This window comes from Streptomyces griseus (assembly GCF_900460065.1).
GTDB classification, from domain to species: domain Bacteria; phylum Actinomycetota; class Actinomycetes; order Streptomycetales; family Streptomycetaceae; genus Streptomyces; species Streptomyces griseus.
This window is the reverse complement of the sequence record NZ_UAVD01000001.1, coordinates 35,864-60,388: the sequence shown is the minus strand read 5'-3', so window position 1 is coordinate 60,388 and position 24,525 is coordinate 35,864. Positions and strand designations below refer to the sequence as shown.

Genomic DNA, 24,525 nt, shown 5'->3' with positions numbered 1-24,525 from the left:
TCCACCGGAGGGCCTTCCTCCGCCCGCGCACCGGCCGCCGTTCATCGATGTGAGTGGATCTTGATCTGGCCGTTAGGATTTCGACCATGGCGGCCACTGGATCCGAGAAGCAGGGGGCGACGGCGTACTACGTCTCGACCCCCATCTACTACGTCAACGACGCTCCTCACCTGGGCCACGCCTACACGACCGTCGCAGGCGACGTGCTCACGCGCTGGCACCGCCAGCGCGGCGAGAAGGTGTGGTACCTCACCGGCACGGACGAGCACGGTCAGAAGATCATGCGCACGGCCGAGGCGAACAACGTCACGCCCCAGGCCTGGTGCGACAAGCTCGTCGAGGAGGCGTGGAAGCCCCTCTGGGAGCACCTCAACATCGCGAACGACGACTTCATCCGGACGACGGAGAAGCGGCACACCGACCGGGTGCAGGAGTTCGTGCAGGACCTGTACGACAAGGGCGAGATCTACAAGGGCGGGTACGAGGGCCCGTACTGCGTGGGGTGCGAGGAGTACAAGCTCCCCGGCGATCTGATCGACGGTGAGGGCGAGTTCGCCGGGCAGAAGCTCTGCCCGATCCACAAGAAGCCGGTGGAGCTCCTCAAGGAGGAGAACTACTTCTTCAAGCTGAGCGAGTACGGCCCGAAGCTGCTGGAGTTCTACGCGGCGAACCCGGACTTCATCCAGCCCGAGTCGGCGCGCAACGAGGTCGTGAACTTCGTCGAGCAGGGGCTCCAGGACCTGTCGATCTCGCGCTCGACGTTCGACTGGGGCGTCCCGGTGCCGTGGGACGACAAGCACGTCATCTACGTGTGGGTCGACGCGCTGCTCAACTACGCGACGGCGGTCGGCTACGGCGCCAACCAGGAGAAGTTCGACGGTACGTTCCCGGCGAACGTGCACCTGATCGGCAAGGACATCCTCCGCTTCCACTCGGTGATCTGGCCCGCGATGCTGATGGCGCAGGGTCTGCCGCTGCCGGGCAAGGTCGTCGCCAACGGCTGGCTGATGGTCGGCGGCGAGAAGATGTCCAAGTCGAACCTGACCGGCATCAAGCCGCAGGACCTGACCTCGCACTTCGGCGTGGACGCGTACCGCTGGTACTTCCTGCGGGCCATCGCGTACGGCAGCGACGGGTCGTTCTCCTGGGAGGACTTCTCCGCCCGCTACACCTCCGAGCTGGCCAACGACTACGGCAACCTCGCCTCGCGGGTCGCGGCGATGGTCGGCAAGTACTTCGGCGGTGCGCTGCCGGAGGCGACGGCCGCCGGTGACGCCGAGCTGGCCGTGCGGGAGGGCCTGGCGAAGGCCGTGGCGACCGCCGACCGGAAGATCGGCGAGGAGCTGGACTTCCAGGGCGGCATCCTGGCGGTCTTCGACTTCGTGAAGCAGGTCAACGGCTACATCACGGAGCAGGAGCCGTGGAAGGTGGCCAAGGACACCAGCCCGGAGGGCCGGGCGCGCCTGGCGACCGTCCTCTACACGGCCGCCGAGTCCCTGCGCGGGGTCGCGGTGCTGCTCCACCCGGTGATGCCGGAGACCTCGCAGAAGCTCTGGGAGTCCCTGGGCGCCGAGGAGTCACTGGGCTCGCTGGCCGGCCAGAGGGTCCAGGACGCGGGCGCCTGGGGCGTCCTGCCCGCCGGCGCGACGGTGACGAAGGGCGCGGTGCTGTTCCCGCGTCTGGAGGAGAAGCCGGCGTAGCGCCCCTGTACGCACGCGAGGAGCCCGGGACCGCCGTTGACGGTCCCGGGCTCCCCGCGTTCCTCCCCCTGCTCACCGGCTTCCCTCACCGCCTCAGCGACTCCGCGTCCCCCATCACGATCACCGGGTTCAGCGCCGGGTCCAGGGTGCGCAGGAGTTCCTCCATGCGCTCCTCGGGGACGGAGACGCAGCCCTGGGTCGGGCCGTCGTGGTCGACGTGGACCCAGATGCCGCCGCCGCGTTCGAGGCCGAGCGGGCGGGTGCGGTTCAGGGGGCTGACGCCCGCCGTGCGGTTGTAGTTGATCGCGACCACGTAGTCGAAGGAGCCCTCCAGCGGCTCGCCGAAGAAGCCCTCGCCGTCCACCGCGAACCGGGGGTGCTCGTCGTACGGCAGCAGGGCCCCGGGGTCGGGGAGCCGGCCGCCGGCGTCGGTGAGGGTGTAGACACCCGTGGGTGATCTCCGGTCGCCCGCCACGTGGTGGTCCGTCCAGCCCTCCATGCCGTTGTGCGCCGGCCAGGGCCCCGCGACCGGCTCCCAGCCCCGTGCCGGGTCCGCGCGGCTGTACAGGACCGCGCTGGAGCGGTAGGAGTCGGCCTCCTCGCCGGTGACCACGAAGGCCTGCCGGGCCTCGGCGGGGATCTGGGCCAGGGTCTCCGGTCCCAGATCCGGGATCTCGGCGGGGCTCGGAGCGGGCGGCACCGGGTCGGCGGAGGACCGCAGCGCGGACGCGGCGTCGGACTGGGGGCCCGCCGCGCCCTGCCCCGGAACGCCGGCCGGGGCCTTCTGCGGCGCGGCGCCGGAGGAGCAGCCGGTGAGCAGCAGGGCCAGGGCGAGGAGTGGTGCGGCGAGCAGGACGGGTGGGTGGCGCGGGAGGGACACGGCGGTGGGCTCCTCGGATGGCGGCGGGCGGCGCTACGCGGCAGGACGGACTGCGCGAGGGGTGTCTCGGTGCCAGTCTTTGCCGGGCCCGACCCGGCCGAACCCGAACCGGGGCCATCCGGCTGTACCACGTCGCCCGGCCGCCACCGGCGCTCGCGGGTAGGCAACGAAACAGCCCCCGATCGGGTGATCGGGGGCTGTTTCACGTGAAACATGCGCGGAGCGGACCGTGCGGACTACTTCTCCGCGGTCTTCTCCGGGGCGTTCGCGCCCTTCGCGGCGACCGGCTTGCGCAGCTGGATGTTCAGCTCGCGCAGGCGGCTCTCGTCCAGCTCGGTCGGGGCGCCCATCATCAGGTCCTGGGCGTTGCCGTTGAGCGGGAAGGCGATCGTCTCGCGGATGTTGGGCTCGTCGGCGAGCAGCATCACGATGCGGTCGACGCCCGGGGCGATGCCACCGTGCGGCGGGGCGCCGAGACGGAACGCGCGGAGCATGCCCGCGAACTCGTGCTCGACGGTCTCGCGGTCGTAACCGGCGATCTCGAAGGCCTTCAGCATCAGCTCGGGCTCGTGGTTGCGGATGGCGCCCGAGGAGAGCTCGATGCCGTTGCAGACGATGTCGTACTGCCAGGCGAGGATGTCGAGCGGGTCCTTCTCCTCCAGGTCGGCGAGGCCTCCCTGGGGCATCGAGAAGGGGTTGTGCGAGAAGTCGATCTTCCCGGTCTCCTCGTCCTTCTCGTACATCGGGAAGTCGACGATCCAGCAGAACCGGAAGACGCCCTCCTCGAAGTGGCCGGCGCGCTTGGCGGCCTCGACCCGGACGGCCGACATGATCTTGGAGACCTCGTCGAACTCGCCCGCGCCGAAGAAGACGGCGTGGCCCGGGACCAGCGAGAGGCGCTCGGTGAGCGTCTTGACGTCGGTCTCGGTGAGGAACTTGGCGATCGGTCCGGCCAGCGTGCCGTCCTCGCCCACGCGCACCCAGGCGAGGCCCTTGGCGCCGTGCTCGACGGCGTACTCGCCGAGGCCGTCGAAGAACTTCCGGGACTGGCCCGCGGTGTCCGGGACCGGCAGCGCGCGGACGTGCTTGCCGGCGAAGGCCTTGAACCCGGAGTCGGCGAAGACGTCCGAGATGTCGACGAGCTCCAGCTTGGCCCGCAGGTCCGGCTTGTCGTTGCCGTACTTCAGCATCGACTCGCGGAACGGGATGCGCGGGAACGGCGAGGTGACCTCGCGGCCGTTGCCGAACTCGGTGAAGAGTTCGGTCATCAGCTTCTCGATGGGCTGGAAGACGTCCTCCTGCTCGACGAAGGACATCTCGACGTCGAGCTGGTAGAACTCGCCCGGGGAGCGGTCCGCGCGGGCGTCCTCGTCGCGGAAGCAGGGCGCGATCTGGAAGTAGCGGTCGAAGCCCGAGATCATCAGCAGCTGCTTGAACTGCTGCGGGGCCTGCGGCAGCGCGTAGAACTTGCCGGGGTTCAGCCGGGACGGGACGACGAAGTCGCGGGCGCCCTCGGGGGAGGTCGCGGTGAGGATCGGGGTCGCCATCTCGTTGAAGCCGAGGGCCACCATCTTGGAGCGGATGGAGGCGATCACGGCCGAGCGCAGCATGATGTTGCGGTGCATGCGCTCGCGGCGCAGGTCGAGGAAGCGGTACTCCAGGCGCCGCTCCTCGTTGACGCCGTCCTCGGTGTTGATCGTGAAGGGCAGCGGGCCGGCCTCGCCGAGCACCTCGACCTCGGTGACCTCGATCTCGATCTCGCCGGTCGGCAGCTCCGGGTTGACGTTGTCGGCCCCGCGCGCGGAGACCTTGCCGTCGATCCGGACGACGGTCTCCTTGGTGAGCTTCGCCAGGGCGTCGTTGCCGGGGGTGCCGGGGCGGGCGACGAGCTGCACCAGACCGTAGTGGTCGCGCAGATCGATGAAGAGGATGCCGCCCAGGTCTCGGCGATTGTGCAGCCAGCCGCTCAGCCGGACGTCGGTTCCGACGTCAGAGGCGCGGAGCTCGCCGCAGGTGTGGGACCTGTACCGATGCATCGTCGTTCATCCAGTCTTCGCGTTTGGGGGTGGATCGGAGCCTCCCCAGGCTACCGCCCGGGGACGGGACGGTTCATTTCCCTTTGCGTCGCCGTACCCGCCCGCCCCCGGGGCAGGTGGCGGCCCCTCGGTGGCGTCCGCCGAGCACATCTTCCTAAAGTGGGGCAATGCGCACCGAGGAAGTCCTGGCCGCGATCGCGACGGGCCTGTGGCGCTGGGACAACGCAGCCGGCACGGTCACGCTCGACGCGGAGGCGGCCCGGCTGCTCGGTCTGCCCGCCGAGCCGGGCAGCTACCAGGAAGCAGCGGTGCGCTCCCGTTTCCACCCGGTCGACTGGAACGAGATCTACGGGGTGGTGAACCTCGCGGTCACCGAGGGGACCCTCGCCGAGGCGCGGCTGCGGATCGTGGACGAGCGCGGCCGGGTCCTGCGTACGGTGCGCAGCCGCTCCAAGCCGTTCCTCCCGGCGGACCGGGACGCCGAGAGCTACGTCCTCCTCGGCACGCTCCAGGAGGTCGCCGAGCCGCAGCCCGGCTCCACGGACGCCGCCCACACCCCGATCACCGGGGACTGGCGACGGTCCCGGGAGGCGTTCCTGCTGGACGCCGGGCGCGCGCTGGCCGAGGCCCGGTCCACCACGGAAGTGCTGCGGGTCGCCGGATCGCTCTCCATGCCCGGCTTCTCCCCGGACGGCCTCGCGGTCTTCGGCTCCGCCGGGGAGCGGCTGACGATCATCGGGCACCACGGGCACAGCTCGGAGGACGAGGAGCCGTTCACCGACATGCCCCTGGAGACGGACTACCCGGCGGCCGAGGTCGTCCGCACCGGCCGGGCGATCTACCTGCCCTCCCCCGAGGAGTACCGCCGCCGCTACCCGGCCACCTGGCCGCTCGCCCGGCGCTTCAAGCGGCAGTCCTGGGCCTTTCTGCCCCTGGTGTCCTCCGGTCGCACGATGGGCGCGTGGATGGCGGGATTCCGGCATCCGGTGGCGTTCTCCCCGGACGAGCGCGCGGTGCTCTCGACGGTCGCCCGCATGCTTGCCCAGGCCCTGGCCCGGGCCGGGGTGGCCGAGACGGAGCGCGAGCTGTCGCTCGGGCTCCAGCGCTCGATGATGCCGACCCTGGGCCCGCAGATCCCCGGCATGACGGTGGCCGCGCGGTACGTGCCGACCGGCGGCGGGCTCCAGGTGGGCGGCGACTGGTACGACATGATCCCGCTGCCCAACGGCCGCATCGCCCTGGTCATCGGCGACGTCCAGGGCCATGACGTACGGGCCGCCGGGCTGATGGGCCAGCTCCGCATCGCCCTGCGCGCCTACGCCTCCGAGGGGCACCGCCCGGACGCCGTGCTCTCCCGGGCCTCGCGCTTCCTGTCCGGGCTGACCGACGCGTACGAGAGCGTCGAGGGCGACGAGGAGCCGGCGACGCCGCGCTTCGCGACCTGCCTGTACGCGGAGGTGGACCCGGAGGCCGGGACGCTGGACATCGCCCGTGCGGGCCACCCCGACCCGGTGGTGGTCTCCACCGACGGAACCGCGGTGATCCGGCAGACGGCCGGCGGGCTGCCGCTCGGGATCGAGACGGACTCCGACTACCCCACCACCCGGGTGGTCCTGGAACCCGGCGAGACGATCATGCTCTGCACGGACGGCCTCATCGAGACGGGCGGGCACGACATGGCCACCGGCTGGGACCGGTTGCGCCCGGTCCTGGAGGAGCCCGTCGAGGACCTGGAACAGCTGGCCGACGCCCTGGTCCAGGCCGTGCACGGGCCGACCTCGCACTACACGACGGGGCCGCTCGCGGACCGGCGGGAGGACGACATCGCGGTCCTGGTGCTGCGGCGCGAGACCACCTCCGCCCGGGAGACGCCGCCGCGCCGCAGCGTCCTGACCATCGCGCAGGCCGAGCCCGAGCGGATCTCGGTCGGCCGGCAGCTCGTGCGCGAGCTGCTCCACGACTGGAGCGATCCCGAACAGGTCGACTCCGCGGTCCTGATGGTCTCCGAGATGGCGACCAACGTGCTCGTCCACACCGACGGGGACGCGCTGATGGTGGCGGAGATCTCCGGCGAACAGGGCGAGCGGCGGCTGCGCGTCGAGGTCGCCGACGCCAGTGACGAACTGCCGCACAGGAGGAGGCCGGGCGAGATGGCGTCCAGCGGGCGGGGACTGGTGCTGATGGAGATGCTGGCGGACGCGTGGGGGGTGGATCCGCGCGGGGAGGGGAAGTCGATCTGGTTCGAGCTGTACGAGGCGGACGAGCCGGGGGAGTTGGCGGAGGCCGCGGCCTCCTGAGCCCTGGGGGCCACCGCCTTCTCGCCGCCCGCTGCCGCCTCCTCGCGGGCCTGGCGCTCCCCGGGCCCGCGCGGCCCCGGCTCCCGGGGTGCGCGGGCCCGCCCCCGTAACGGTTCTGTCCTCAGACGCCGGACGGGCCCGGGTGGCCGCCGGACGGGCCGGGGTCACCGTCCCACGGGCCGGGACGTGGTCCGTGGGCCCCGCGCAGCTCGCCCAGGACACCGAAGGCAGCCGCGCACAGGGGCACGGCGAGCAGCATGCCGAGCAGGCCCGCCACGCTCGCCCCCGCCGTCAGCGCGATCATGATCATGGCGGGGTGCATCTGGACCGTACGGCTCTGGATCATCGGCTGGAGCACGTGGCCCTCCAGCACCTGGACCGCGAGGACCACCCCCAGGGCCCACAGGGCGATCACGAACCCGCGGTCGGCCAGCGCGACCAGCACCGCCACCGCACCGGAGATGAACGCCCCGAGGTACGGGATGTACGCGCCGACGAACACCAGCGCGCCGAGCCCCACCGCCCCGGGAACGTCCAGGATCAGCAGGCCCACCGTGATGCACACGGCGTCGATCAGGGCGATGAACGTGGTGCCGCGCATGAAGCCCTCGACGGCCTCGAACGCCCGGCGCCCCATGGCCTCGACCAGGTCCCCGGTGCCGCGCGGGGCCACCGCGTGGGCCAGGTTCACCGCCCGGTCCGAGTCGCGCAGGAAGAAGAAGGTCAGCAGCAGGGCCAGCACACTGGTCGCCACCAGCGAACCGACCAGGCTGATGCCGCTGAGCAGACCGCCCGCCGCACTCGCCCCGAACTTCTCGACGAGGCCCTTCGCGTTGTCGGCCAGGTCGTCGACGTTCGTGGCCCCCTCGATGTCCAGATGGTCCACGACCCACTGGCCGGCGTCCTTCAGCGAGTCGACGATCTGGTCGCCGGAGTCGATGAGCGCGGTGACGACGATGTACCCGGCGCCCCCGACCACCGCGACGAGGGCCGCACAGGTCAGCCCCGCGGCCAGCGACCGGTTGAGCCCCCGGGCGATGAGCCACCGGTGGACGGGGCCGAGCAGGGCGGTGCCGAGCAGGGCGAGCAGCACCGGGGTGACCGCGGTCTTGAGGGCGACCACCAGCCAGATCGCGACGGCGGCGACGCCCACGACGAGCAGGACCACGCCGCACCAGGCCGCCGCGCGGCGGGCGCTCTCGGGGAGGAGGGGCTTGGGTGCGGGCACCCTCCCACCCGATCACGGGGTGCGCCGGCGGGCTCGCCGGCGCACCCCGTACGGGTGGCGGAGCGTCACATGCCGTGGACCGCGGGGACCGTGCCCAGGCGTCCGGCCTGGAAGTCCTCGAAGGCCTGCTTCAGCTCGGCCTGACTGTTCATCACGAACGGTCCGTAGTGCGCCATCGGCTCCCGGATCGGACGGCCGCCGAGGAGGACGACCTCCAGGTCCGGGGTGTTGCCGTCCTGCCGCTCGTCCGCGCGGACGGTCAGCGAGCCGCCCGCTCCGAACACCGCGGTCTGGCCCATCGCGACCGGGCGGCGCTCCGCGCCGACCGTGCCGCGCCCGGCCAGGACGTAGGCGAGGCCGTTGAAGTCCTCGCGCCACGGCAGGGTCACCTCGGCACCGGGCCGGACGGTGGCGTGGATCATCGTGATCGGGGTGTGCGTGATGCCGGGGCCCTCGTGGCCGTCGAGCTCACCGGCGATGACCCGGAGCAGCGCACCGCCGTCGGGTGAGGCGAGGAGCTGGACCTCGCCACCGCGGATGTCCTGGTAGCGCGGGGCCATCATCTTGTCGGCCTTGGGCAGGTTCACCCAGAGCTGGAGGCCGTGGAAGAGGCCGCCGGACATGACGAGCGACTCCGGCGGGGCCTCGATGTGCAGCAGCCCGGACCCGGCGGTCATCCACTGGGTGTCGCCGTTCTCGATGGTGCCGCCGCCACCGTTGGAGTCCTGGTGGATGAAGGTCCCGTCGATCAGGTACGTGACCGTCTCGAAGCCGCGGTGCGGGTGCCAGGGCGTGCCCTTCGGCTCGCCTGCGGCGTACTCCACCTCACCCATCTGGTCCATCATGATGAACGGGTCGAGGTGCCGGTAGTTGATCCCCGCGAACGCGCGGCGGACGGGGAAGCCCTCGCCCTCGAAGCCGCTCGGCGCGGTCGTGACGGTGAGGACGGGACGGGGCGCGGCGTCGCCCGAAGCGGTCACCTTGGGCAGGGTCAGCGGGTTGTCGACGGTCACTGCGGGCATGGAAGCCACCTCCGGGCGAGTGTTCTGCGATCAATTTAGTTGAATGGTGAACATCTTGCAAGGCGTGCCGCATTCCCGGGCGGCCACGCCGGTGGGCCCGCCCGTGACCCGACAGCGAAAAGGGCCCGCGCCACTCCCGGCACGGACCCGCGTCCGAACGATGAAGCAGCAGGTCGAAGACCCGCCGACGCCCCAGCCCTACCCGTACATCCGGCGCATCGCGAAGTCGACCATCTGCTCGACGGCCTTGGCGTCGAAGACCATCCGGTGATCACCCTCCATGTCCAGGACGAAGCCGTAGCCCGTCGGCAGCAGGTCGATGACCTCGGCCCCGGTGATCACGAAGTACTTGGACTCCTTGCCCGCGTACCGCCGCAGCTCCTTGAGCGTGGTGAACATCGGGATCACCGGCTGCTGGGTGTTGTGGAGCGCCAGGAAGCCCGGGTTGTCGCCGCGCGGGCAGTAGACCTTCGACGTGGCGAAGATCTGCTGGAAGTCCTCGGCGGAGAGGGAGCCGGTGGTGAAGGCCCGTACCGCGTCGGCCAGGGAGGGCGGCGACGGTTCGGGGTACAGCGGCTGCTCAGCGTAGCCGCCGCCCATCTGACCCATCTGACCCATCTGACCCATCTGCTGCTGAGCACCGGGGTTCTGGTCGTAGCCGTACATGCCGCAAAGAGTAATCGGACACATCTACGGCTTGAGGGGTTGCGCCTTATTACTGACGGGTAGCATCATCGGAGAGGTCAGCTGATGGACCTACGCCTGCCTGTCGCCCGACCCGCATCACTCCCCGGGGCGCTGTGCGCCACTGCTATTGATTACGGAGCCTTCCCATGGGGCACTACAAGTCGAATCTCCGCGACATCGAGTTCAACCTCTTCGAGGTCCTCGGGCGCGACAAGGTGTACGGCACCGGTCCGTTCGGTGAGATGGACGTCGACACCGCTAAGAGCATCCTGGACGAGATCGCCCGCCTCGCGGAGAACGAGCTCGCCGACTCCTACGCCGACGCCGACCGCAACCCGCCGGTCTTCGACCCGGAGACCAAGACCGCCCCGGTCCCGGCCAGCTTCAAGAAGTCGTACCAGGCCTTCATGGACTCCGAGTACTGGCGCCTGGGACTCCCCGAGGAGATCGGCGGCACCACCTCGCCCCGCTCCCTGATCTGGGGCTACGCGGAGCTGCTGCTCGGCGCGAACCCGGCCGTGTGGATGTACTCCTCCGGCCCGGCGTTCGCCGGCATCCTCTTCGAGGAGGGCAACGACGAGCAGAAGAAGATCGCGGAGATCGCCGTCGAGAAGCAGTGGGGCTCGACGATGGTGCTGACCGAGCCGGACGCCGGCTCCGACGTCGGCGCCGGCCGGACGAAGGCCGTGCGGCAGGAGGACGGCTCCTGGCACATCGAGGGTGTGAAGCGCTTCATCACCTCGGGCGAGCACGACATGTCCGAGAACATCATCCACTACGTGCTGGCCCGCCCCGAGGGCGCCGGACCCGGCACCAAGGGCCTCTCCCTCTTCATGGTCCCGAAGTTCCACTTCGACTGGACCACCGGCGAGCTGGGCGAGCGCAACGGCGTGTACGCGACGAACGTCGAGCACAAGATGGGCCTCAAGGCCTCCAACACCTGCGAGATGACCTTCGGCGACCAGCACCCCGCCAAGGGCTGGCTGATCGGCGACAAGCACGACGGCATCCGCCAGATGTTCCGCATCATCGAGTTCGCCCGCATGATGGTCGGCACGAAGGCCATCGCCGCCCTCTCCGCGGGCTACCTGAACGCCCTGGAGTACGCCAAGGAGCGCGTCCAGGGGCCCGACCTGGCGAACTTCATGGACAAGACGGCGCCCAAGGTCACCATCACGCACCACCCCGACGTGCGCCGCTCGCTCATGACGCAGAAGGCGTACGCCGAGGGCATGCGCTCCCTCGTGCTCTACACCGCCTCCGTCCAGGACGCGATCCAGGAGCAGGAGGCCGCGGGCGAGGACGCCAAGGCGCTCAACGGCCTCAACGACCTGCTGCTCCCGATCGTGAAGGGCTACGGCTCCGAGAAGTCCTACGAGCAGCTCGCGCAGTCGCTCCAGACGTTCGGCGGCTCCGGCTACCTCCAGGAGTACCCGGTCGAGCAGTACATCCGGGACGCCAAGATCGACACCCTCTACGAGGGCACCACGGCGATCCAGGGCCAGGACTTCTTCTTCCGGAAGATCGTCCGCGACCAGGGCGCCTCGCTCAACACGCTCTCCGAGGAGATCAAGAAGTTCCTCGCGGGCGCCCACGGCAACGAGGAGCTGGCCCCCGCGCTGGACTCGCTCGCCAAGGCCGCCGTGGACCTGGAGGCGATCGTCGGCACGATGATCACCGACCTCACCGCGACCGGCGAGGACGTCAAGAACATCTACAAGGTGGGCCTCAACACGACCCGCCTGCTGATGGCCTCCGGCGATGTCGTCGTCGGCTACCTGCTGCTCAAGGGCGCGGCCGTGGCGGCCGAGAAGCTGCCGACCGCCTCCGCCAAGGACGTCCCCTTCTACCGGGGCAAGATCGCCGCCGCGAAGTTCTTCGCCGCGAACGTCCTGCCGGGCGTCTCCACCGAGCGCGCGCTCGCCGAGTCGGTCGACAACTCCCTGATGGAGCTGGACGAAGCCGCGTTCTGAGCGATCGCCCGCCCCCTTCGTCAACACGCGCCGCCACCCGGAATTCGTCCGGGTGGCGGCGCTGTCGTACATCCAGCACGGGCGGCCGGTCGAGATGGCCGGCGAGAACGACCACCCGACGGTCATCACCCACGAGCGGGACCCGGTCGGCATGACGTAGGTCTCCACCGGCGTCCACCACGACCGGCTCGAGCTCTGCGCCCCGTACGACATCGACACCGACCCGACCTCGGTCGACGAGCTGCGGGGCCATGGAGCCCCCGGTCACCGGATACCGGACCCCGAGTCCTCGTTACAGTGAAGAACATGAGTTCCCCTCTCCGGTTCGACCGCGCGCACACCGATGACCTGATGTCCTTCCTGGCGGCCAGCCCGTCCCCGTACCACGCCGTGGCCAACGCCGCCGCCCGGCTGGAGGAGGCCGGCTTCCGGCAGGTCGAGGAGACCGCCGCCTGGGACGGCTCGGCGGGCGGGAAGTACGTGCTGCGCGGCGGGGCGATCGTCGCCTGGTACGTGCCGGAGGGCGCCGCGGCGCACACCCCGTTCCGGATCGCGGGGGCGCACACCGACTCCCCGAACCTGCGGGTGAAGCCGCTGCCCGACACCGGGGCGCACGGCTGGCGCCAGATCGCCGTCGAGGTCTACGGCGGCACCCTGCTCAACACCTGGCTCGACCGGGACCTGGGCCTGGCCGGGCGGATCTCGCTGCGCGACGGCACGCACCGGCTGGTCAACATCGACCGGGCGCTGCTGCGGGTGCCGCAGCTGGCCGTGCACCTGGACCGGTCGGCCAACACCGAGGGGCTCAAGCTCGACCGGCAGAAGCACATGCAGCCGATCTGGGGGCTCGGCGATGTGGAGGAGGGCGACCTGATCCGTTTCGTCGCCGAGGAGGCGGGCGTCGACGCCGACGAGGTCACCGGCTGGGACCTGATGCCGCACGCCATCGAGCCCCCCTCGTACCTGGGCCGGGACCGGGAGCTGGTCGCCGGGCCCCGGATGGACAACCTCCTCTCGGTGCACGCCGCGACCGCCGCTCTGGCCGCCGTCGCCGGGCAGGACGACGCCGACATCCCGTACATCCCGGTGCTCGCCGCCTTCGACCACGAGGAGAACGGCTCCCAGTCCGACACCGGGGCCGACGGGCCGCTGCTGGGCTCGGTGCTGGAGCGCTCGGTGTTCGCGCGCGGCGGCACGTACGAGGACCGCGCCCGCGCCTTCGCCGGCACGGTCTGCCTCTCCTCCGACACCGGCCACGCCGTGCACCCCAACTACGCGGAGCGGCACGACCCGACGCACCACCCGGTCGCCAACGGCGGGCCGATCCTCAAGGTCAACGTCAACATGCGGTACGCCACCGACGGCAGCGGCCGTGCGGTGTTCGCCGCGGCCTGCGAGAAGGCGGGCGTGCCGTGGCAGAGCTTCGTGTCCAACAACGCGATGCCCTGCGGCACCACGATCGGACCGATCACCGCGGCCCGGCACGGCATCCAGACCGTGGACATCGGCGTGGCGATCCTCTCCATGCACAGCGCGCGTGAACTGTGCGGCGCCGACGACCCGTATCTGCTGGCGAACGCGCTCGTCGCGTTCCTGGCCGGCTGACGGAAAGTCGCCCAACCACCTCTTCAGACATGGTTGTTGCCGGGCCGGGTACGCGACTCGTACACCGGCCCGGACTCACCGGGCGGTCGAGGAGGCGGGATTCATGGGACTCGGAGGATGCATTCTCCTGATCGGCGGGGGCGCGATCCTGGCGTTCGCCACGGACTGGAAGATGGACACCGTCAATGTCGACCTGGTCGGCTGGATCATGATGCTCGTCGGCCTCGTGGGGGTCTTCGTCTACATGAGCATCGCGCGGCGCCGCCGTATGGTCGTGCCGCCCACCACCACCGTCGTCGCGGACGACGAGCACCGCTACCACTGACGGCCCGCACGACGACCGGTCGGCCCGGCCGCTGACGGCCGGCACGGCCCACCGGTCGCGGTGCACCCGACAGCGCCTGCGGCGACCGGTCCGCGGGGCGGCGCAAGCGCCGTCACCGGGCCGGTCGGCTCTGCGCGGGACCTGCGGGATCCCCGATATTCTGGGTCGGATCCCGCGCCCCCACCGTGGGCGCGTCCGGCCCGGAAGGGGAGCCGCCCGTGGAGTTCCGGCTGCTCGGCACGGTCTCCGTCGACACGCTCACCGGGCCCCTGCCGCTGGGGCCGGCCAAACGGCGCAGTCTGCTCGCCGCTCTGCTGCTGTCCGCCAACACGCCCGTTTCCATCGGGCGGTTGACGGAATGCCTGTGGGACGACGAGCCGCCGTCGCAGGCTCGTGGTGTCATCCAGGGCCACGTCTCCCGGCTGCGCGCCCTGCTGGCGGGAGCGGACGCGGCGGCGTACGGGGTGGAGCTGGTCACCCTCGGCGACGCCTACGTGCTGCGGGCCCCGGAGACGCTGCTGGACTCGCAGCGGTTCGAGGAACTGCTGATGCTGGCCCGGGAGCAGCGCGGTCCCGCCGACGCGGTGCTGATGCTCAAGGAGGCCCTGTCCCTGTGGCAGGGGCCCGCGCTCAGCGGGGCGTTCGCCGGTCCGCCGCTCCGGGTGGCGGCGCACTCCCTGGAGGAATCGCGGCTGGCGACGGTCGAGCAGTTGTCCCGCGCGTACGGTGCGCTCGGCGAACACCACCGGGCCGCGGCCCTGTTGACGGCGGAGACGGCGGCGCATCCGCTGCGCGAGTCGCTGGCCGCGGAGTTGGTGCTGGCGCTGTTCCGGGCGGGGCGCCAGTCGGAGGCGCTGGACCGTTTCCACCGTATGCGGCGGCTCCTCGCCGACGAACTGGGCATCGACCCGGGGCACGAACTCGCCGACGCCTACGCGCTGATCCTGCGCGGTGCCCAGGGGCCGCCCACGGGAACCGCTCGCGCGGAGACCGACGGGCCCGTCCCCGTCGCCGGGCCGCCCGGTGACGCGGGCCGCCCCGGCCCCGGTGGACCGGCCGGAGCCGGGGGCCCCTCCGTCGGCGAACCGCACCCCGTCGACCTGCTGCCCCGCGCGCCCCGCGGCTTCCACGGGCGTGCCGCCGAGCTGGCCGCGCTCAGCCGGTCGGCGGCGGGCGAGGCGCCCGTCTGCCTGATCACCGGGCCCGCCGGGGTCGGCAAGACCGCGCTGGCCCTCCAGTGGGCGCACCGCAGTCCCGCGATCTTCCCGGACGGCCGGCTCTTCGCCGATCTGCGCGGCTTCAGCACGGCGGGGGAGCCCGCGCCCATCGACGTGCTGCGGGACTTCCTGCTCGCGCTCGGCGTCTCCCCCCGGCGCGTTCCGGAGTCCGTACCGGCCGCCGCCGCCCTGTTCCGCTCGCTGACCGCCCGGCGCGGGCTGCTGGTGGTCCTGGACAACGCGCGCGACTCCGCCACCGTCAGAACCCTGCTGCCGGGCGGCGCCGACTGCGTCACGCTGGTCACCAGCCGCCACCGGCTGGAGGGGCTCATCGCGTCCGACGCCGCCCGGCCGGTGCCGCTGGACACCCTGGAGACCGACGACGGCACGGCGCTGCTCGCCGGAGTGCTGGGGGAGGAGCGGGTCCTCGCCGAACCGGTGGCGGCCCGCAGGCTCTCCGAGCTGTGCGGCGGGCTGCCGCTCGCCCTGCGCGTCACCGCGGCCCGCCTGGCGGGGCGCCCCCGCTGGACGCTGGCCGCCCTGGCCGGAGAGCTGGCCGACGAGCGCGGCCGGCTCGCCTGTCTCGACGTGGACGACACCGGGGTCGCCGCGGCGCTGGGGCTCACGGTCCAGCACCTGCCGGCCGGGGCCGTCCACCAGCTCGGGCGGCTCGGCCACCATCCGGGCGGCCACTACGATCCGTACGCGGCCGCCGCACTCGCGGGGACGGACCCGGTCACCGCACGGGCGGCGCTGGAGCAGCTGGCCGCCGCCCACCTCGTCACCGAGACCGCCCCCGGGCGCTGGGTCCTGCACGACCTGGTGCGCCTCTACGCCCGGAGCCTGGACCCGGCGTCCGCGCGCGAGGCCCTGATCGGGGTGCTGGACCACTGCATCGCCACCGCCCTGGCCGCCGCCGACACGGCGGAGCCCGGCGGCGAACCCTGTTTCGTCCTCCCGGAGGACTACCGCCGGCCCAGCGCCGTACAGGACTTCGCCGACCGCGCGGAGGCGATGCGCTGGCTGGCCACCGAGCGCGAGGACCTGGCGCTGGCGGCCCTCGCGGCCAGGGAGGCGGGGCTCACCGACCGGGCCTGGCGGATCATTCTGCTCCAGTGGCCGCAGATGGTGTGGCGGGCGCGGGACAGCTGGTCCCCGCTGCTGGAACTGGCCCTGGAGTCGGCGCGCGCGGAGAGGGACGCCTACGCGGAGTCGAGAGTCCTCACGCTGCTGGGCTGGGTGCTGACGGAGGAGGGCCGCACCGCCGAGGCCGCCGCGCTGCTGGAGCGCTCGCCCGCGCTCGCCCGGGAAGCCGGCGACCCGCTCGGCGAGGCGACCGCGCTGATCAACCTGGCGGTCGCCCAGGCCGAACTGGGCGACCTGCCCACCGCGGGGGAGAACTGCGCCCGCGCCCTCGAACTGGCCCGCCGGGAGGGCGACCGGCACACGGAGATGCTCACGCTCCAGCACCTCGCGCGGATGCACCTCACCGCGCACCGCCCCGCGGAAGCCCTCGGCTGCGCCCGGGCCGCGCTCGATCTGGGGCCCGAGCACGAGGAGGCGGCACGCCGCTCGCTGCTGCTGGCCGTCTGCGGCGAGGCCCGGCTGGCACTGGGCGACGAGGAGGACGGCGTACGGCTGCTGGACCGGGCCGCGCGGGAGGCGGAGCGGGACGGCTACGACGAGGGGGCCGTACGGGCTCTCGAAGCGCTGCTGAAGGTGTCGGCGCGGACGGAGTTCCGGCGGCGGCACGACGAGGCGCTGCGACGGCTCGCCGAGGGCGGCTGAGCGGCGCGGATCTCCGGTGCCGCACCACCGGGGCCGACGTCAGCGGGACGTCAGCGGGACAGCAGCGATACGTGAGCGGCGACGGGCAGGGTCGTTCCCGTCAGCCGCTCAAGGGCGAGCGTCTCGACCGGACGTCCGCCTCACCGTCACCTCGGGGGAATCTCCATGCGCACCTTCCGCGCCCGCACCACCGTCCTGGCCGCCGCGACCACGGCCGCTCTCGCTCTCACGCTCACCGCCTGCGGTGACGACGGCACCGGCACCCGGTCGGAGGGCTCGGCGGCGAGCGACTCCGCGACCGTCGCCGCCACGGCCCCGAAGGAGGCCGGGTCCCCGAAGACCGCCGACGACACGGCGGACACCGGCACCGCGGGTTCCACCGGCAGCGGCACCGGAACCACACGGGCCGCGGGCGCCACCAAGAGCTCCGGCGGCTCCGGTACCGCCGGCGGCACGTCCGCCGGGGCCGCCGCCCCCCTCTGCACGGCCGAGGGCCTGCGGATCACCGCGGAGCGCCAGGACGGCCCGCCCTACACCCACCTCACGCTGAGCGCGGAGAACACCTCCGGCGCACGCTGCGAGATGAGGGAGTACCCGCACATCCACTTCCTGGACAACGCGCGGGGCATCGTCCCGCCGGTCGCCCGGAGCAAGCCGGGGGCCCCGGTGGTCCTGGAGCCCGGTCAGTCCGCCCATGTCGCGGTGCGGATGTCCGAGGGCGGCCGGAAGGAGAGCACCGAGACGGTGAAGGAGTTCACGGTCACGCTGAAGGCCAACGGCGGCGGCACGGCGGTCGTGAAGTCCCCCGCCCCCGAGGGCCTCTCCGTCAACCCGCAGAAGTGGGCCACGGGCTACTGGACCACCGAGCTGCGCAACGGCGCCGACGACTTCTAGGGCGTGTTTCGAGAGACCCGCCTGCTTCCCTCTCAGCCCTGCTCGTCCATGCCCGCCAGCACCAGCGGCAGCCGGGGCGTCCCCTGCGCGGTCACGCGGACGGGCACGCCCCAGTCCTGTTGGTGGACGTGGCAGGCCGGGTACTCGTTGGCCGGGTCGTCGTCGCAGGACGCCGCCATGGCGGAGACGTGCAGCACGCCTTCGGTGACCCCGTCCGCGAGGACCAGGTCGCGTCCGAGGTCCGTCCCCGCGCCGGAGCCCTCCGCCAGCAGCTCGGGCGGGGTCGCGGAGACCAGCAGCCGGGTCGAGGGCCCGTAGCGGGTGTCCAGCTTCTGGCCCGCCGGCGCCTGGAAGACGACGTCGAGGCGGAGGGTGCCCGGGGCGATCTCGGTGGCGGCCCGCCGGGTGCGGTGCGCCCGGTCGGCGACCCGGACGGCCTCGTCGGGCAGCCGGAGGCGGGTCAGCCGGTGACGGGCCGACTCGACGACGACCAGATCGCCGTCGACCAGCACCGCGTCGCTGGGCTCGCGGACGTCGGTGGCCAGGGTGGTGACCTCGCCCGAGGCCGGGTCGTACCGGCGCAGGGCGTGGTTGTACGTGTCGCTGATCGCGACGGACCCGTCGGGCAGCGCGGTCACGCCGATGGGGTGCTGGAGCAGTGCCTGGTCGGCCGCCCCGTCGCGGTGGCCGAAGTCGAAGAGGCCGGTGCCGACGGCGGTGTGGACGTGCTCGTCGCGGTCGACCCAGCGCAGTGCGGAGGTCTCGGAGTCGGCGACCCAGAGCCGCTCCCCGTCGGCGGAGACGGCGAGCCCGGACGGCTGGGCGAACCAGGCCTCGGCGGCCGGACCGTCGACCAGGCCCTCGTTGGTGGTCCCGGCGGCGGCGCGTACGGTCGCGCTCTGCGGGTCGTACGTCCACAGCTGGTGCACGCCCGCCATGGCGATCCACAGCCGGTCGCCGAACCAGGCGACGTCCCACGGCGAGGAGAGGTCCACCTCGCGCGCCGGGCCGCTGGTCGGGGTCCCCTGCCACCACTGACGGCCGGTCCCGGCGAGCGTGCTGGTCACCCCGGTCGTGAGGTCCAGGGCGCGGATCGCGTGGTTGACGGTGTCCGCGACGGCGACGCGGCCGTCCGGGAGCACGGCGAGCCCCTGCGGTTCGCTGAACCGGGCCTCGTCCGGGCCGCCGTCGCGCAGACCGCGTTCGCCCGTGCCGAAGTGGCGGCGCACGGTCTCGCCGTCGGCGTCCAGCTCGACCAGGCGGTGCCGGGTGGTGTCGGAGACCAGGAGGCCGCCGTCCGGCAGGAGCAGCGCCTTGCCGGGGAAGCGCAGATGCGTGGCGACGGGCTCGGGCGCCACGTAGGGGCCGTCACCGCGGCGGAGCGTGCCCTTGGCCCCGTGCTCGGCCTCCAGCTCCTCGACGAGCTTCTCGATGGCGTGCGCGTGGCCCTCGCCCGCGTGCTGGGCGACGACGTAGCCCTCGGGGTCGATCACGACGAGCGTCGGCCAGGCGCGTACGGCGTACTGCTTCCAGGTGGCCAGCTCCGGGTCGTCGAGGACGGGGTGGTGGACCTCGTAGCGCTCGACGGCGTCGACGACGGCCTGGTGCTCGGCCTCGTGGACGAACTTCGGCGAGTGGACGCCGATGATCACCACGGTGTCGCGGTGTTTCTCCTCCAGCTCGCGCAGCTCGTCCAGGACATGCAGACAGTTCACACAGCAGAACGTCCAGAAGTCGAGGATGACGATACGTCCCCGCAGGTCAGCGAGGGTGTACTGCTGGTCGCCTGTATTGAGCCAGCCGCCCTTGCCGATGAGTTCGGGGGCGCGGACGCGTGCACGTGATGCCATGCCACCAGTCAACACCTTCCCCGCCTGCACGCATTCCGCCGGGGCCCGGGGGAATCTGTGACCCATGAGACTTCTCGTACGTGAGCGGCTGTTCTCCATCGGCGACGACTACTGGATCGAGGACGACGGGGGCCGCAAGGTCTTCCTGGTCGACGGCAAGGCGATGCGGCTGCGCGACACCTTCGAGCTGAAGGACGCCGACGGCCGGGTCCTGGTCGAACTGCGGCAGAAGCTGGTCAGCCTCCGCGACACCATGCTCATCGAGCGGGGCGGCGAGGAGCTGGCCAAGGTCAAGCGCAAGCGGCTGTCGCTGCTCCGCAACCACTACCGGGTGACGCTGGTGGACGGCACCGAGCTGGACGTCAGCGGCAAGATCCTGGACCGCGAGTTCGCCATCGAGTACGACGGCGAGCTGCTGGCCCAGATCTCGCGCCGCTGGCTGACCCTCCGGGACACGTACGGCATCGACGTCGTCCGGGACGACGCCGACACCCCGCTGCTCATCGCCGTGGCGATGTGCGTGATCGTGCTGGCGGACAAGGAGAACGGGGACTGAGCGCCCGTCGGCGCGCGGGATGCCGGAACGCCCGCCCCGCCGCGGGAGTTCGTTGTTTCACGTGAAACGTGGGGCCGTACGGGCTCCGGGCGCCGGGGTCGGGCGGGGCTCACCCCGCCTGTCGCGCGGCGGCCCGCCGGTCCGCCTGGACGAAGGCCGCCCCCGCGCAGCCGACGGTGGCCGCGAAGGAGACCGCGAGGGCCGGGTTGAGCCAGGACGGGACGACTTGGCTGTTGAACATCCGGTCGTCGGTGGTGCGGCACAGGACGTGCACCGGAAGGTAACGCACCACGTGCGTCTCCACCTGGGCGTCTGCCGGCGCGTCGGACGCGTACACGCAGTGGTGCATGGGCGTCGAGTTCGTTCCCGACCCGACCTCGCTGACCGCGAGGCCGGCCAGGAGCAGGCCGAGGAGGTAGAGGACGGCCGTCACCGAGGCGGCGAGGATCGCCGTGCCACGGAGCAACGTCGATGCGCCGGAGTTCTGTTCAGCCATGGCGCTCACGGTAAGCAGGGTGTCAACCGCGGGGTCGCGACCGCCCGCGCGGGAGGTCCTCAGTGCGGCGGTGCGAGCCCCAGGCGACGGTCCTTCAGGGCCGGGAACTGCTCCCGGGTCGCCCGCACCTTGGCCGGGTCCAGCTCGACGGTCAGGATCTCCTCGTCCGCGCCCGCCTGGGCCAGCACCTCGCCCCAGGGGTCGACGACGATGCTGTGCCCGGCCTGCTGGACGTCGCCGTGGGTGCCCGCCGTGCCGACGGCGAGCACGTACGCCTGGTTCTCCACCGCACGGGCCTGCGCCAGGAGCGTCCAGTGGGAGCGCCGGCGCTCGGGCCAGCCCGCCGCGACGACCAGCGTCTCGGCGCCCGCGTCGACGAGCCCCCGGAACTGCTCGGGGAACCGCAGGTCGTAGCAGGTGGCGAGGCCCAGGGTGGTGTCCGGCAGCGCCACGGTCACCAACTCCTCGCCCGCGCCCATCATCACGGCCTCGCCCCGGTCGAATCCGAAGCGGTGGATCTTGCGGTAGACGGCCGTGCGCTCGCCCCGGGGCGAGAAGACGAGACCGGTGTTGTAGAGGGTGCCGTCGTCCGCCCGTTCGACGAAGGAGCCGGCGTGCAGCCAGGTGCCCGCTTCGGCGGCGGCCTTCGCCATCACCTCGTGCGTGGGGCCCTCCAGCGGCTCGGCCTCCGCCTCGAAGGCGGTGTAGGCGAATGCTCCGACCGGCCATAGCTCAGGCAGAACTACCAGGTCAGCGCCCTTCTGGGCGACCACCAGCGAGGCCGCTCGGGCCCTGCGGGCCTCGACGGATTCGTCCGGGTCCACTGCGATCTGGATGAGGGAGGCGCGCACACTACCACCGTCCTGGCATTCGAGCCGTCAACACGGGCCTACGATCGTCACACCAAAGCACTGCCGGGGTGCCTGCTCGCAGCGTAACTTGGACCCACCGCCGGTGGGTCCGGCGGTCGAACCTCCCACGCAGCTCGCCGACAGCGCCGTCAGTGCCAGCCCACCCGCCAGCACTCCCTGCTCTCCAGCCCATGCACCGCAGAACCGCACGAGGGGTCCCGTGACCGTCCATCCCAGCCTCCAGCCCTACACCGACGCCGCGACCCACTCCATCGAGGCGATAGCCGAGCTGGTGAAGCCCCTCGCCGAGAGCGAGTGGAACCGCCGAACGCCCTGCCCGGGATGGTCGGTGCGCGACATCGTGTCGCACGTCATCGGCATGGAGTGCGAGATGCTCGGCGACCCCCGGCCGATCCACACCCTGCCACGCGACCTCTACCACGTGCAGAGCGACTTCGCCCGCTACATGGAGATGCAGGTCGACGTCCGGCGGCACCACACCTCCCCGGAGATCACCGCCGAGCTGGAGTACGTCCTCATCCGCCGGGCCCGCCAGATCCGCAACGAGTCGCGCAGCCCCGAGACCAAGGTCCGCGCGCCGCTGGGCACCGAGCAGACCCTCGAAACAGCGCTGAACCTGCGCGCGTTCGACCTCTGGGTGCACGAGCAGGACCTGCGCGCCACGCTCGGACAGCCCGGCAACCTGGACTCCCCCGGCGCCCTGATCACCCGCGACATGCTGCTCGCCGGGCTGCCGAAGGTGGTCGCCAAGAAGGCGGGCGCGCCCGCGAATTCGGCGGTCGTCTTCGACGTGCACGGGCCCGTGGAGTTCCTCCGGACCGTACGGGTCGACGCGGAGGGCCGCGGTTCGGTGGACGGCGCTCCCTCGCTGGGCCCCGCGGTGACGCTGTCGCTGGACTGGGAGACGTACGTCCGGCTCGCCTGCGGCCGGGTCCGTCACACGGCCGTCGCCGACCGCATCAAGGTCGAGGGCGACCAGGAGCTGGCCACCGCGATCCTGGACCACTTCGCCGTGACCCCGTAACACCGCCCGCACGCCCCGGCGGCGCCCGTCCCGGACCATGGGCGACGGGCGCGCCGCCGAGCGCGCGGGAGACGGTTACACCGGCACGTGCACGGCCTCGACGCGGCTCACCACGTGGTGCTCGCGTTCCCTGAGCGCCGCCCGGCGGCGCAGCCGCAGGATCTGGGCGACGCCGAGCGCCTCCAGGACGAAGACCGAGGCGAACGCGATGCGGTAGTTGTCGCCCGTGGCGTCCAGCAGGACCCCGACGGCGAACAGGGTGGTCATCGAGGCGATGAACCCGCCCATGTTGACGATTCCGGACGCGGTGCCCTGACGCTCGGGCGGATTGGCCGGGCGGGCGAAGTCGAAGCCGACCATCGAGGCCGGTCCGCAGGTGCCGAGCACCACGCACAGGGTGACCAGCAGCCACATCGGCGTGTGGTCGGCCGGATAGAGGATCGCGGACGCCCAGAGCAGGGCCGTCGTCGCCACCGTGCCCAGCGCGATCGGGATCCGGGCCTCGTGGTGGCGGGCGATGATCTGCCCGTAGACGAGCCCCACCACCATGTTGGACAGCACCACCAGGGTGAGCAGTGTGCCCGCCGTGGCCCGGCTCAGCCCCTGCGCCTCGACCAGGAAGGGCATCCCCCACAGCAGCAGGAACACCATCGCCGGGAACTGGGTGGTGAAGTGCACCCACATCCCGAGCCGGGTCCCCGGCTCCCGCCAGGCGGCGGCGATCTGCCGGCGGACGTACGCGGCCCCCGCGTGTTCGGCGGGCGGCGGCTCGTGGCCCTCGGGGTGGTCCTTGAGGAACAGCAGGAGCGGCACCAGCACCACGAGACCGGCCAGCGAGCTCCCGACGAACGTCACGGTCCAGCCGTAGCTGTGCAGCGCCCGCGCGATGAACAGCGTCGAGACGAGGTTGCCCGCCATCCCGAACAGCGCCGCGACCTGGCCGATCAGCGGTCCGCGCCGGGCCGGGAACCAGCGGCTGCCGAGCCGCAGCACGCTGATGAACGTCATCGCGTCGCCGCAGCCGAGGAGCGCACGGGCCGCCAGCGCCATGCCGTACGAGGGGGAGAGTGCGAAACCGAGCTGCCCGACGGTGAACAGGACGGCCCCGATGGTGAGGACCTTCTTGGTGCCGAGCCGGTCGACCATCAGGCCGACGGGTATCTGCATGCCCGCGTAGACGAGGAGCTGGAGGATCGAGAACGTGGACAGCGCCGAGGCGTTGACGTCGAACCGGTCGGCGGCGTCGAGCCCGGCGACGCCCAGGCTCGTACGGAAGATGATCGCGACGAAGTAGACGGCGACCCCGATGCCCCAGATCCAGCCGGCCCGCCGGCCGCCGGGCGGGTCACCGGGCAGGGACAGGGTGGGCGCGGCGGCCGAACTCACCGGTCCTCACCCCGCACCAGCACCCGCACCCGGCCGACGTGGCGGCGCACGACCAGGGCCGCCCCGTCGGCGTCCCCGGCCCGGATCGCCTCCAGCAGCTCGCCGTGCTCGGTGATGTTGGCCTCGATCCTGCCCGGGTGGGCCTCCATCACGGCGACGCCCATCCGCAGCTGACGGTCCCGCAGCTGGTCGTAGAGGCGCGAGAGGATCTCGTTGCCGGCGTTCTTCACGATCTCGGCGTGGAAACAGCGGTCCTTGACGGCCACCTCCGCGAGGTCCCCCTCCTCCGCCAACTGCCGCTGCTCGTCGAGGAGCTGCTCCAGCCGGGCGATCAGCTGCGCGGACGCGGGCACCGCCTTGCGCGCGGCGAACTCCTCGACCAGCAGCCGGGTCTCCACCACGTCCTTGATCTCCTGCGCGGAGACGGCGAGCACGAGGGCGCCCTTCTTCGGGTAGAGCTTGATCAGCCCCTCGACCTCCAGCCGCAGCAGCGCCTCGCGCACCGGCGTCCGGGAGACGCCGACCGCGTCCGCGAGACCCCCTTCGGTGAGCAGCGTCCCGCCCTCGTAGCGGCGGTCGAGGACGGCTTCCTTGATGTGCGTGTAGACCCGCTCGGCGGCGGGCGGGCGCTTGAGGGAGGAGGTCGGCGGGTGTACGGGGGCGGAGGGTGCGGCGGGCATGCGCACAGC

Annotated in this window: 19 protein-coding genes; 9 read left to right on the top strand and 10 right to left on the bottom strand. The window is 72.0% G+C overall.

The genetic code is table 11. From position 1 onward, the window contains the following. Positions 1-86 precede the first annotated feature (86 nt). Entirely contained in the window at positions 87-1,700 is a 1,614-nt protein-coding gene (gene metG, locus DTB53_RS00270) for a methionine--tRNA ligase (RefSeq protein ID WP_012380145.1), read from the top strand. Positions 1,701-1,785: 85 nt separating this feature from the next. Here metG and DTB53_RS00265 read toward each other — a convergent pair whose 3' ends face one another. Both DTB53_RS00265 and aspS read right to left on the bottom strand, forming a co-directional pair. Then, positions 1,786-2,580: a L,D-transpeptidase family protein gene (locus tag DTB53_RS00265; RefSeq protein WP_012380144.1), complete on the bottom strand. Its 795-nt coding sequence runs from the start codon at positions 2,578-2,580 to the stop codon at positions 1,786-1,788. 236 nt (positions 2,581-2,816) lie between these two features. Then, positions 2,817-4,616 (bottom strand): aspartate--tRNA ligase, encoded by a 1,800-nt coding sequence (gene aspS, locus DTB53_RS00260; RefSeq protein WP_012380143.1) that lies wholly within the window; start codon positions 4,614-4,616, stop codon positions 2,817-2,819. Positions 4,617-4,783: 167 nt separating this feature from the next. Here aspS and DTB53_RS00255 point away from each other — a divergent pair, with 167 nt between their 5' ends. Then, positions 4,784-6,913, top strand: coding sequence for an ATP-binding SpoIIE family protein phosphatase (locus DTB53_RS00255; RefSeq protein ID WP_003967972.1), 2,130 nt, complete (start codon positions 4,784-4,786; stop codon positions 6,911-6,913). A gap of 121 nt (positions 6,914-7,034) precedes the next feature. On the opposite strand, the gene DTB53_RS00250 is transcribed toward DTB53_RS00255, so the two are convergent. From DTB53_RS00250 to DTB53_RS00240, 3 genes are all read right to left on the bottom strand, one after another. Then, on the bottom strand, positions 7,035-8,141 hold the full coding sequence (locus DTB53_RS00250; protein WP_012380142.1) for an AI-2E family transporter: 1,107 nt from the start codon (positions 8,139-8,141) through the stop codon (positions 7,035-7,037). Positions 8,142-8,206: 65 nt separating this feature from the next. Beyond that, entirely contained in the window at positions 8,207-9,163 is a 957-nt protein-coding gene (locus DTB53_RS00245; RefSeq protein ID WP_003967970.1) for a pirin family protein, read from the bottom strand. Positions 9,164-9,361: 198 nt separating this feature from the next. After that, positions 9,362-9,829 (bottom strand): SseB family protein, encoded by a 468-nt coding sequence (locus DTB53_RS00240; RefSeq protein ID WP_003967969.1) that lies wholly within the window; start codon positions 9,827-9,829, stop codon positions 9,362-9,364. Positions 9,830-9,996: 167 nt separating this feature from the next. On the opposite strand from DTB53_RS00240, the gene DTB53_RS00235 reads away from it, so the two are divergent. The 5 genes from DTB53_RS00235 (at position 9,997) to DTB53_RS00215 (ending at position 17,652) form a co-directional block, all read left to right on the top strand. After that, the gene (locus DTB53_RS00235; protein ID WP_012380141.1) at positions 9,997-11,823 is read left to right on the top strand and encodes an acyl-CoA dehydrogenase; all 1,827 of its coding nucleotides are present in this window, start codon (positions 9,997-9,999) and stop codon (positions 11,821-11,823) included. A gap of 306 nt (positions 11,824-12,129) precedes the next feature. Then, positions 12,130-13,428 (top strand): M18 family aminopeptidase, encoded by a 1,299-nt coding sequence (locus DTB53_RS00230; protein WP_012380139.1) that lies wholly within the window; start codon positions 12,130-12,132, stop codon positions 13,426-13,428. 103 nt (positions 13,429-13,531) lie between these two features. Continuing rightward, complete coding sequence (locus DTB53_RS00225) at positions 13,532-13,753, top strand: DUF6458 family protein (RefSeq protein WP_003967965.1); 222 nt, start codon at positions 13,532-13,534, stop codon at positions 13,751-13,753. A gap of 218 nt (positions 13,754-13,971) precedes the next feature. Next, positions 13,972-16,758, top strand: a complete 2,787-nt coding sequence (locus DTB53_RS00220; protein ID WP_042496745.1) for an AfsR/SARP family transcriptional regulator — start codon at positions 13,972-13,974, stop codon at positions 16,756-16,758. Between the two features lie 165 nt (positions 16,759-16,923). Further along, on the top strand, positions 16,924-17,652 hold the full coding sequence (locus DTB53_RS00215; RefSeq protein ID WP_042496742.1) for a DUF4232 domain-containing protein: 729 nt from the start codon (positions 16,924-16,926) through the stop codon (positions 17,650-17,652). 32 nt (positions 17,653-17,684) lie between these two features. Here DTB53_RS00215 and DTB53_RS00210 read toward each other — a convergent pair whose 3' ends face one another. After that, positions 17,685-19,502 carry an NHL domain-containing thioredoxin family protein gene (locus DTB53_RS00210; protein WP_012380135.1) on the bottom strand — a complete coding sequence of 606 codons (1,818 nt, stop codon included), beginning with the start codon at positions 19,500-19,502 and terminating at the stop codon, positions 17,685-17,687. Between the two features lie 64 nt (positions 19,503-19,566). Between DTB53_RS00210 and DTB53_RS00205 the strand changes: the two genes are divergently transcribed. Next, positions 19,567-20,058: an LURP-one-related/scramblase family protein gene (locus tag DTB53_RS00205; protein ID WP_012380134.1), complete on the top strand. Its 492-nt coding sequence runs from the start codon at positions 19,567-19,569 to the stop codon at positions 20,056-20,058. Between the two features lie 109 nt (positions 20,059-20,167). Here DTB53_RS00205 and DTB53_RS00200 read toward each other — a convergent pair whose 3' ends face one another. Next, on the bottom strand, positions 20,168-20,554 hold the full coding sequence (locus DTB53_RS00200) for a hypothetical protein (protein ID WP_012380133.1): 387 nt from the start codon (positions 20,552-20,554) through the stop codon (positions 20,168-20,170). A gap of 59 nt (positions 20,555-20,613) precedes the next feature. After that, positions 20,614-21,405, bottom strand: coding sequence for a carbon-nitrogen family hydrolase (locus DTB53_RS00195; protein ID WP_003967959.1), 792 nt, complete (start codon positions 21,403-21,405; stop codon positions 20,614-20,616). A 220-nt stretch (positions 21,406-21,625) separates the two neighbouring features. On the opposite strand from DTB53_RS00195, the gene DTB53_RS00190 reads away from it, so the two are divergent. After that, on the top strand, positions 21,626-22,450 hold the full coding sequence (locus DTB53_RS00190) for a maleylpyruvate isomerase family mycothiol-dependent enzyme (RefSeq protein ID WP_003967958.1): 825 nt from the start codon (positions 21,626-21,628) through the stop codon (positions 22,448-22,450). 75 nt (positions 22,451-22,525) lie between these two features. Here DTB53_RS00190 and DTB53_RS00185 read toward each other — a convergent pair whose 3' ends face one another. Together DTB53_RS00185 and DTB53_RS00180 are read right to left on the bottom strand one after the other, a co-directional pair. Further along, complete coding sequence (locus tag DTB53_RS00185; protein ID WP_012380132.1) at positions 22,526-23,836, bottom strand: MFS transporter; 1,311 nt, start codon at positions 23,834-23,836, stop codon at positions 22,526-22,528. Beyond that, positions 23,833-24,516 carry a GntR family transcriptional regulator gene (locus tag DTB53_RS00180; RefSeq protein WP_003967956.1) on the bottom strand — a complete coding sequence of 228 codons (684 nt, stop codon included), beginning with the start codon at positions 24,514-24,516 and terminating at the stop codon, positions 23,833-23,835. Before DTB53_RS00180 ends, DTB53_RS00185 begins: the two co-directional genes overlap by 4 nt. Positions 24,517-24,525 lie beyond the last annotated feature (9 nt).

What these genes read in the sequence shown, in the direction of transcription:
- metG (WP_012380145.1), top strand. Translation starts at nt 87, where the DNA reads ATGGCGGCCACTGGATCCGAGAAGCAGGGGGCGACGGCGTACTACGTC.
- aspS (WP_012380143.1), bottom strand. Translation starts at nt 4,616, where the DNA reads ATGCATCGGTACAGGTCCCACACCTGCGGCGAGCTCCGCGCCTCTGAC.
- DTB53_RS00255 (WP_003967972.1), top strand. Translation starts at nt 4,784, where the DNA reads ATGCGCACCGAGGAAGTCCTGGCCGCGATCGCGACGGGCCTGTGGCGC.
- DTB53_RS00245 (WP_003967970.1), bottom strand. Translation starts at nt 9,163, where the DNA reads ATGCCCGCAGTGACCGTCGACAACCCGCTGACCCTGCCCAAGGTGACC.
- DTB53_RS00240 (WP_003967969.1), bottom strand. Translation starts at nt 9,829, where the DNA reads ATGTACGGCTACGACCAGAACCCCGGTGCTCAGCAGCAGATGGGTCAG.
- DTB53_RS00235 (WP_012380141.1), top strand. Translation starts at nt 9,997, where the DNA reads ATGGGGCACTACAAGTCGAATCTCCGCGACATCGAGTTCAACCTCTTC.
- DTB53_RS00230 (WP_012380139.1), top strand. Translation starts at nt 12,130, where the DNA reads ATGAGTTCCCCTCTCCGGTTCGACCGCGCGCACACCGATGACCTGATG.
- DTB53_RS00225 (WP_003967965.1), top strand. Translation starts at nt 13,532, where the DNA reads ATGGGACTCGGAGGATGCATTCTCCTGATCGGCGGGGGCGCGATCCTG.
- DTB53_RS00215 (WP_042496742.1), top strand. Translation starts at nt 16,924, where the DNA reads ATGCGCACCTTCCGCGCCCGCACCACCGTCCTGGCCGCCGCGACCACG.
- DTB53_RS00210 (WP_012380135.1), bottom strand. Translation starts at nt 19,502, where the DNA reads ATGGCATCACGTGCACGCGTCCGCGCCCCCGAACTCATCGGCAAGGGC.
- DTB53_RS00205 (WP_012380134.1), top strand. Translation starts at nt 19,567, where the DNA reads ATGAGACTTCTCGTACGTGAGCGGCTGTTCTCCATCGGCGACGACTAC.
- DTB53_RS00200 (WP_012380133.1), bottom strand. Translation starts at nt 20,554, where the DNA reads ATGGCTGAACAGAACTCCGGCGCATCGACGTTGCTCCGTGGCACGGCG.
- DTB53_RS00180 (WP_003967956.1), bottom strand. Translation starts at nt 24,516, where the DNA reads ATGCCCGCCGCACCCTCCGCCCCCGTACACCCGCCGACCTCCTCCCTC.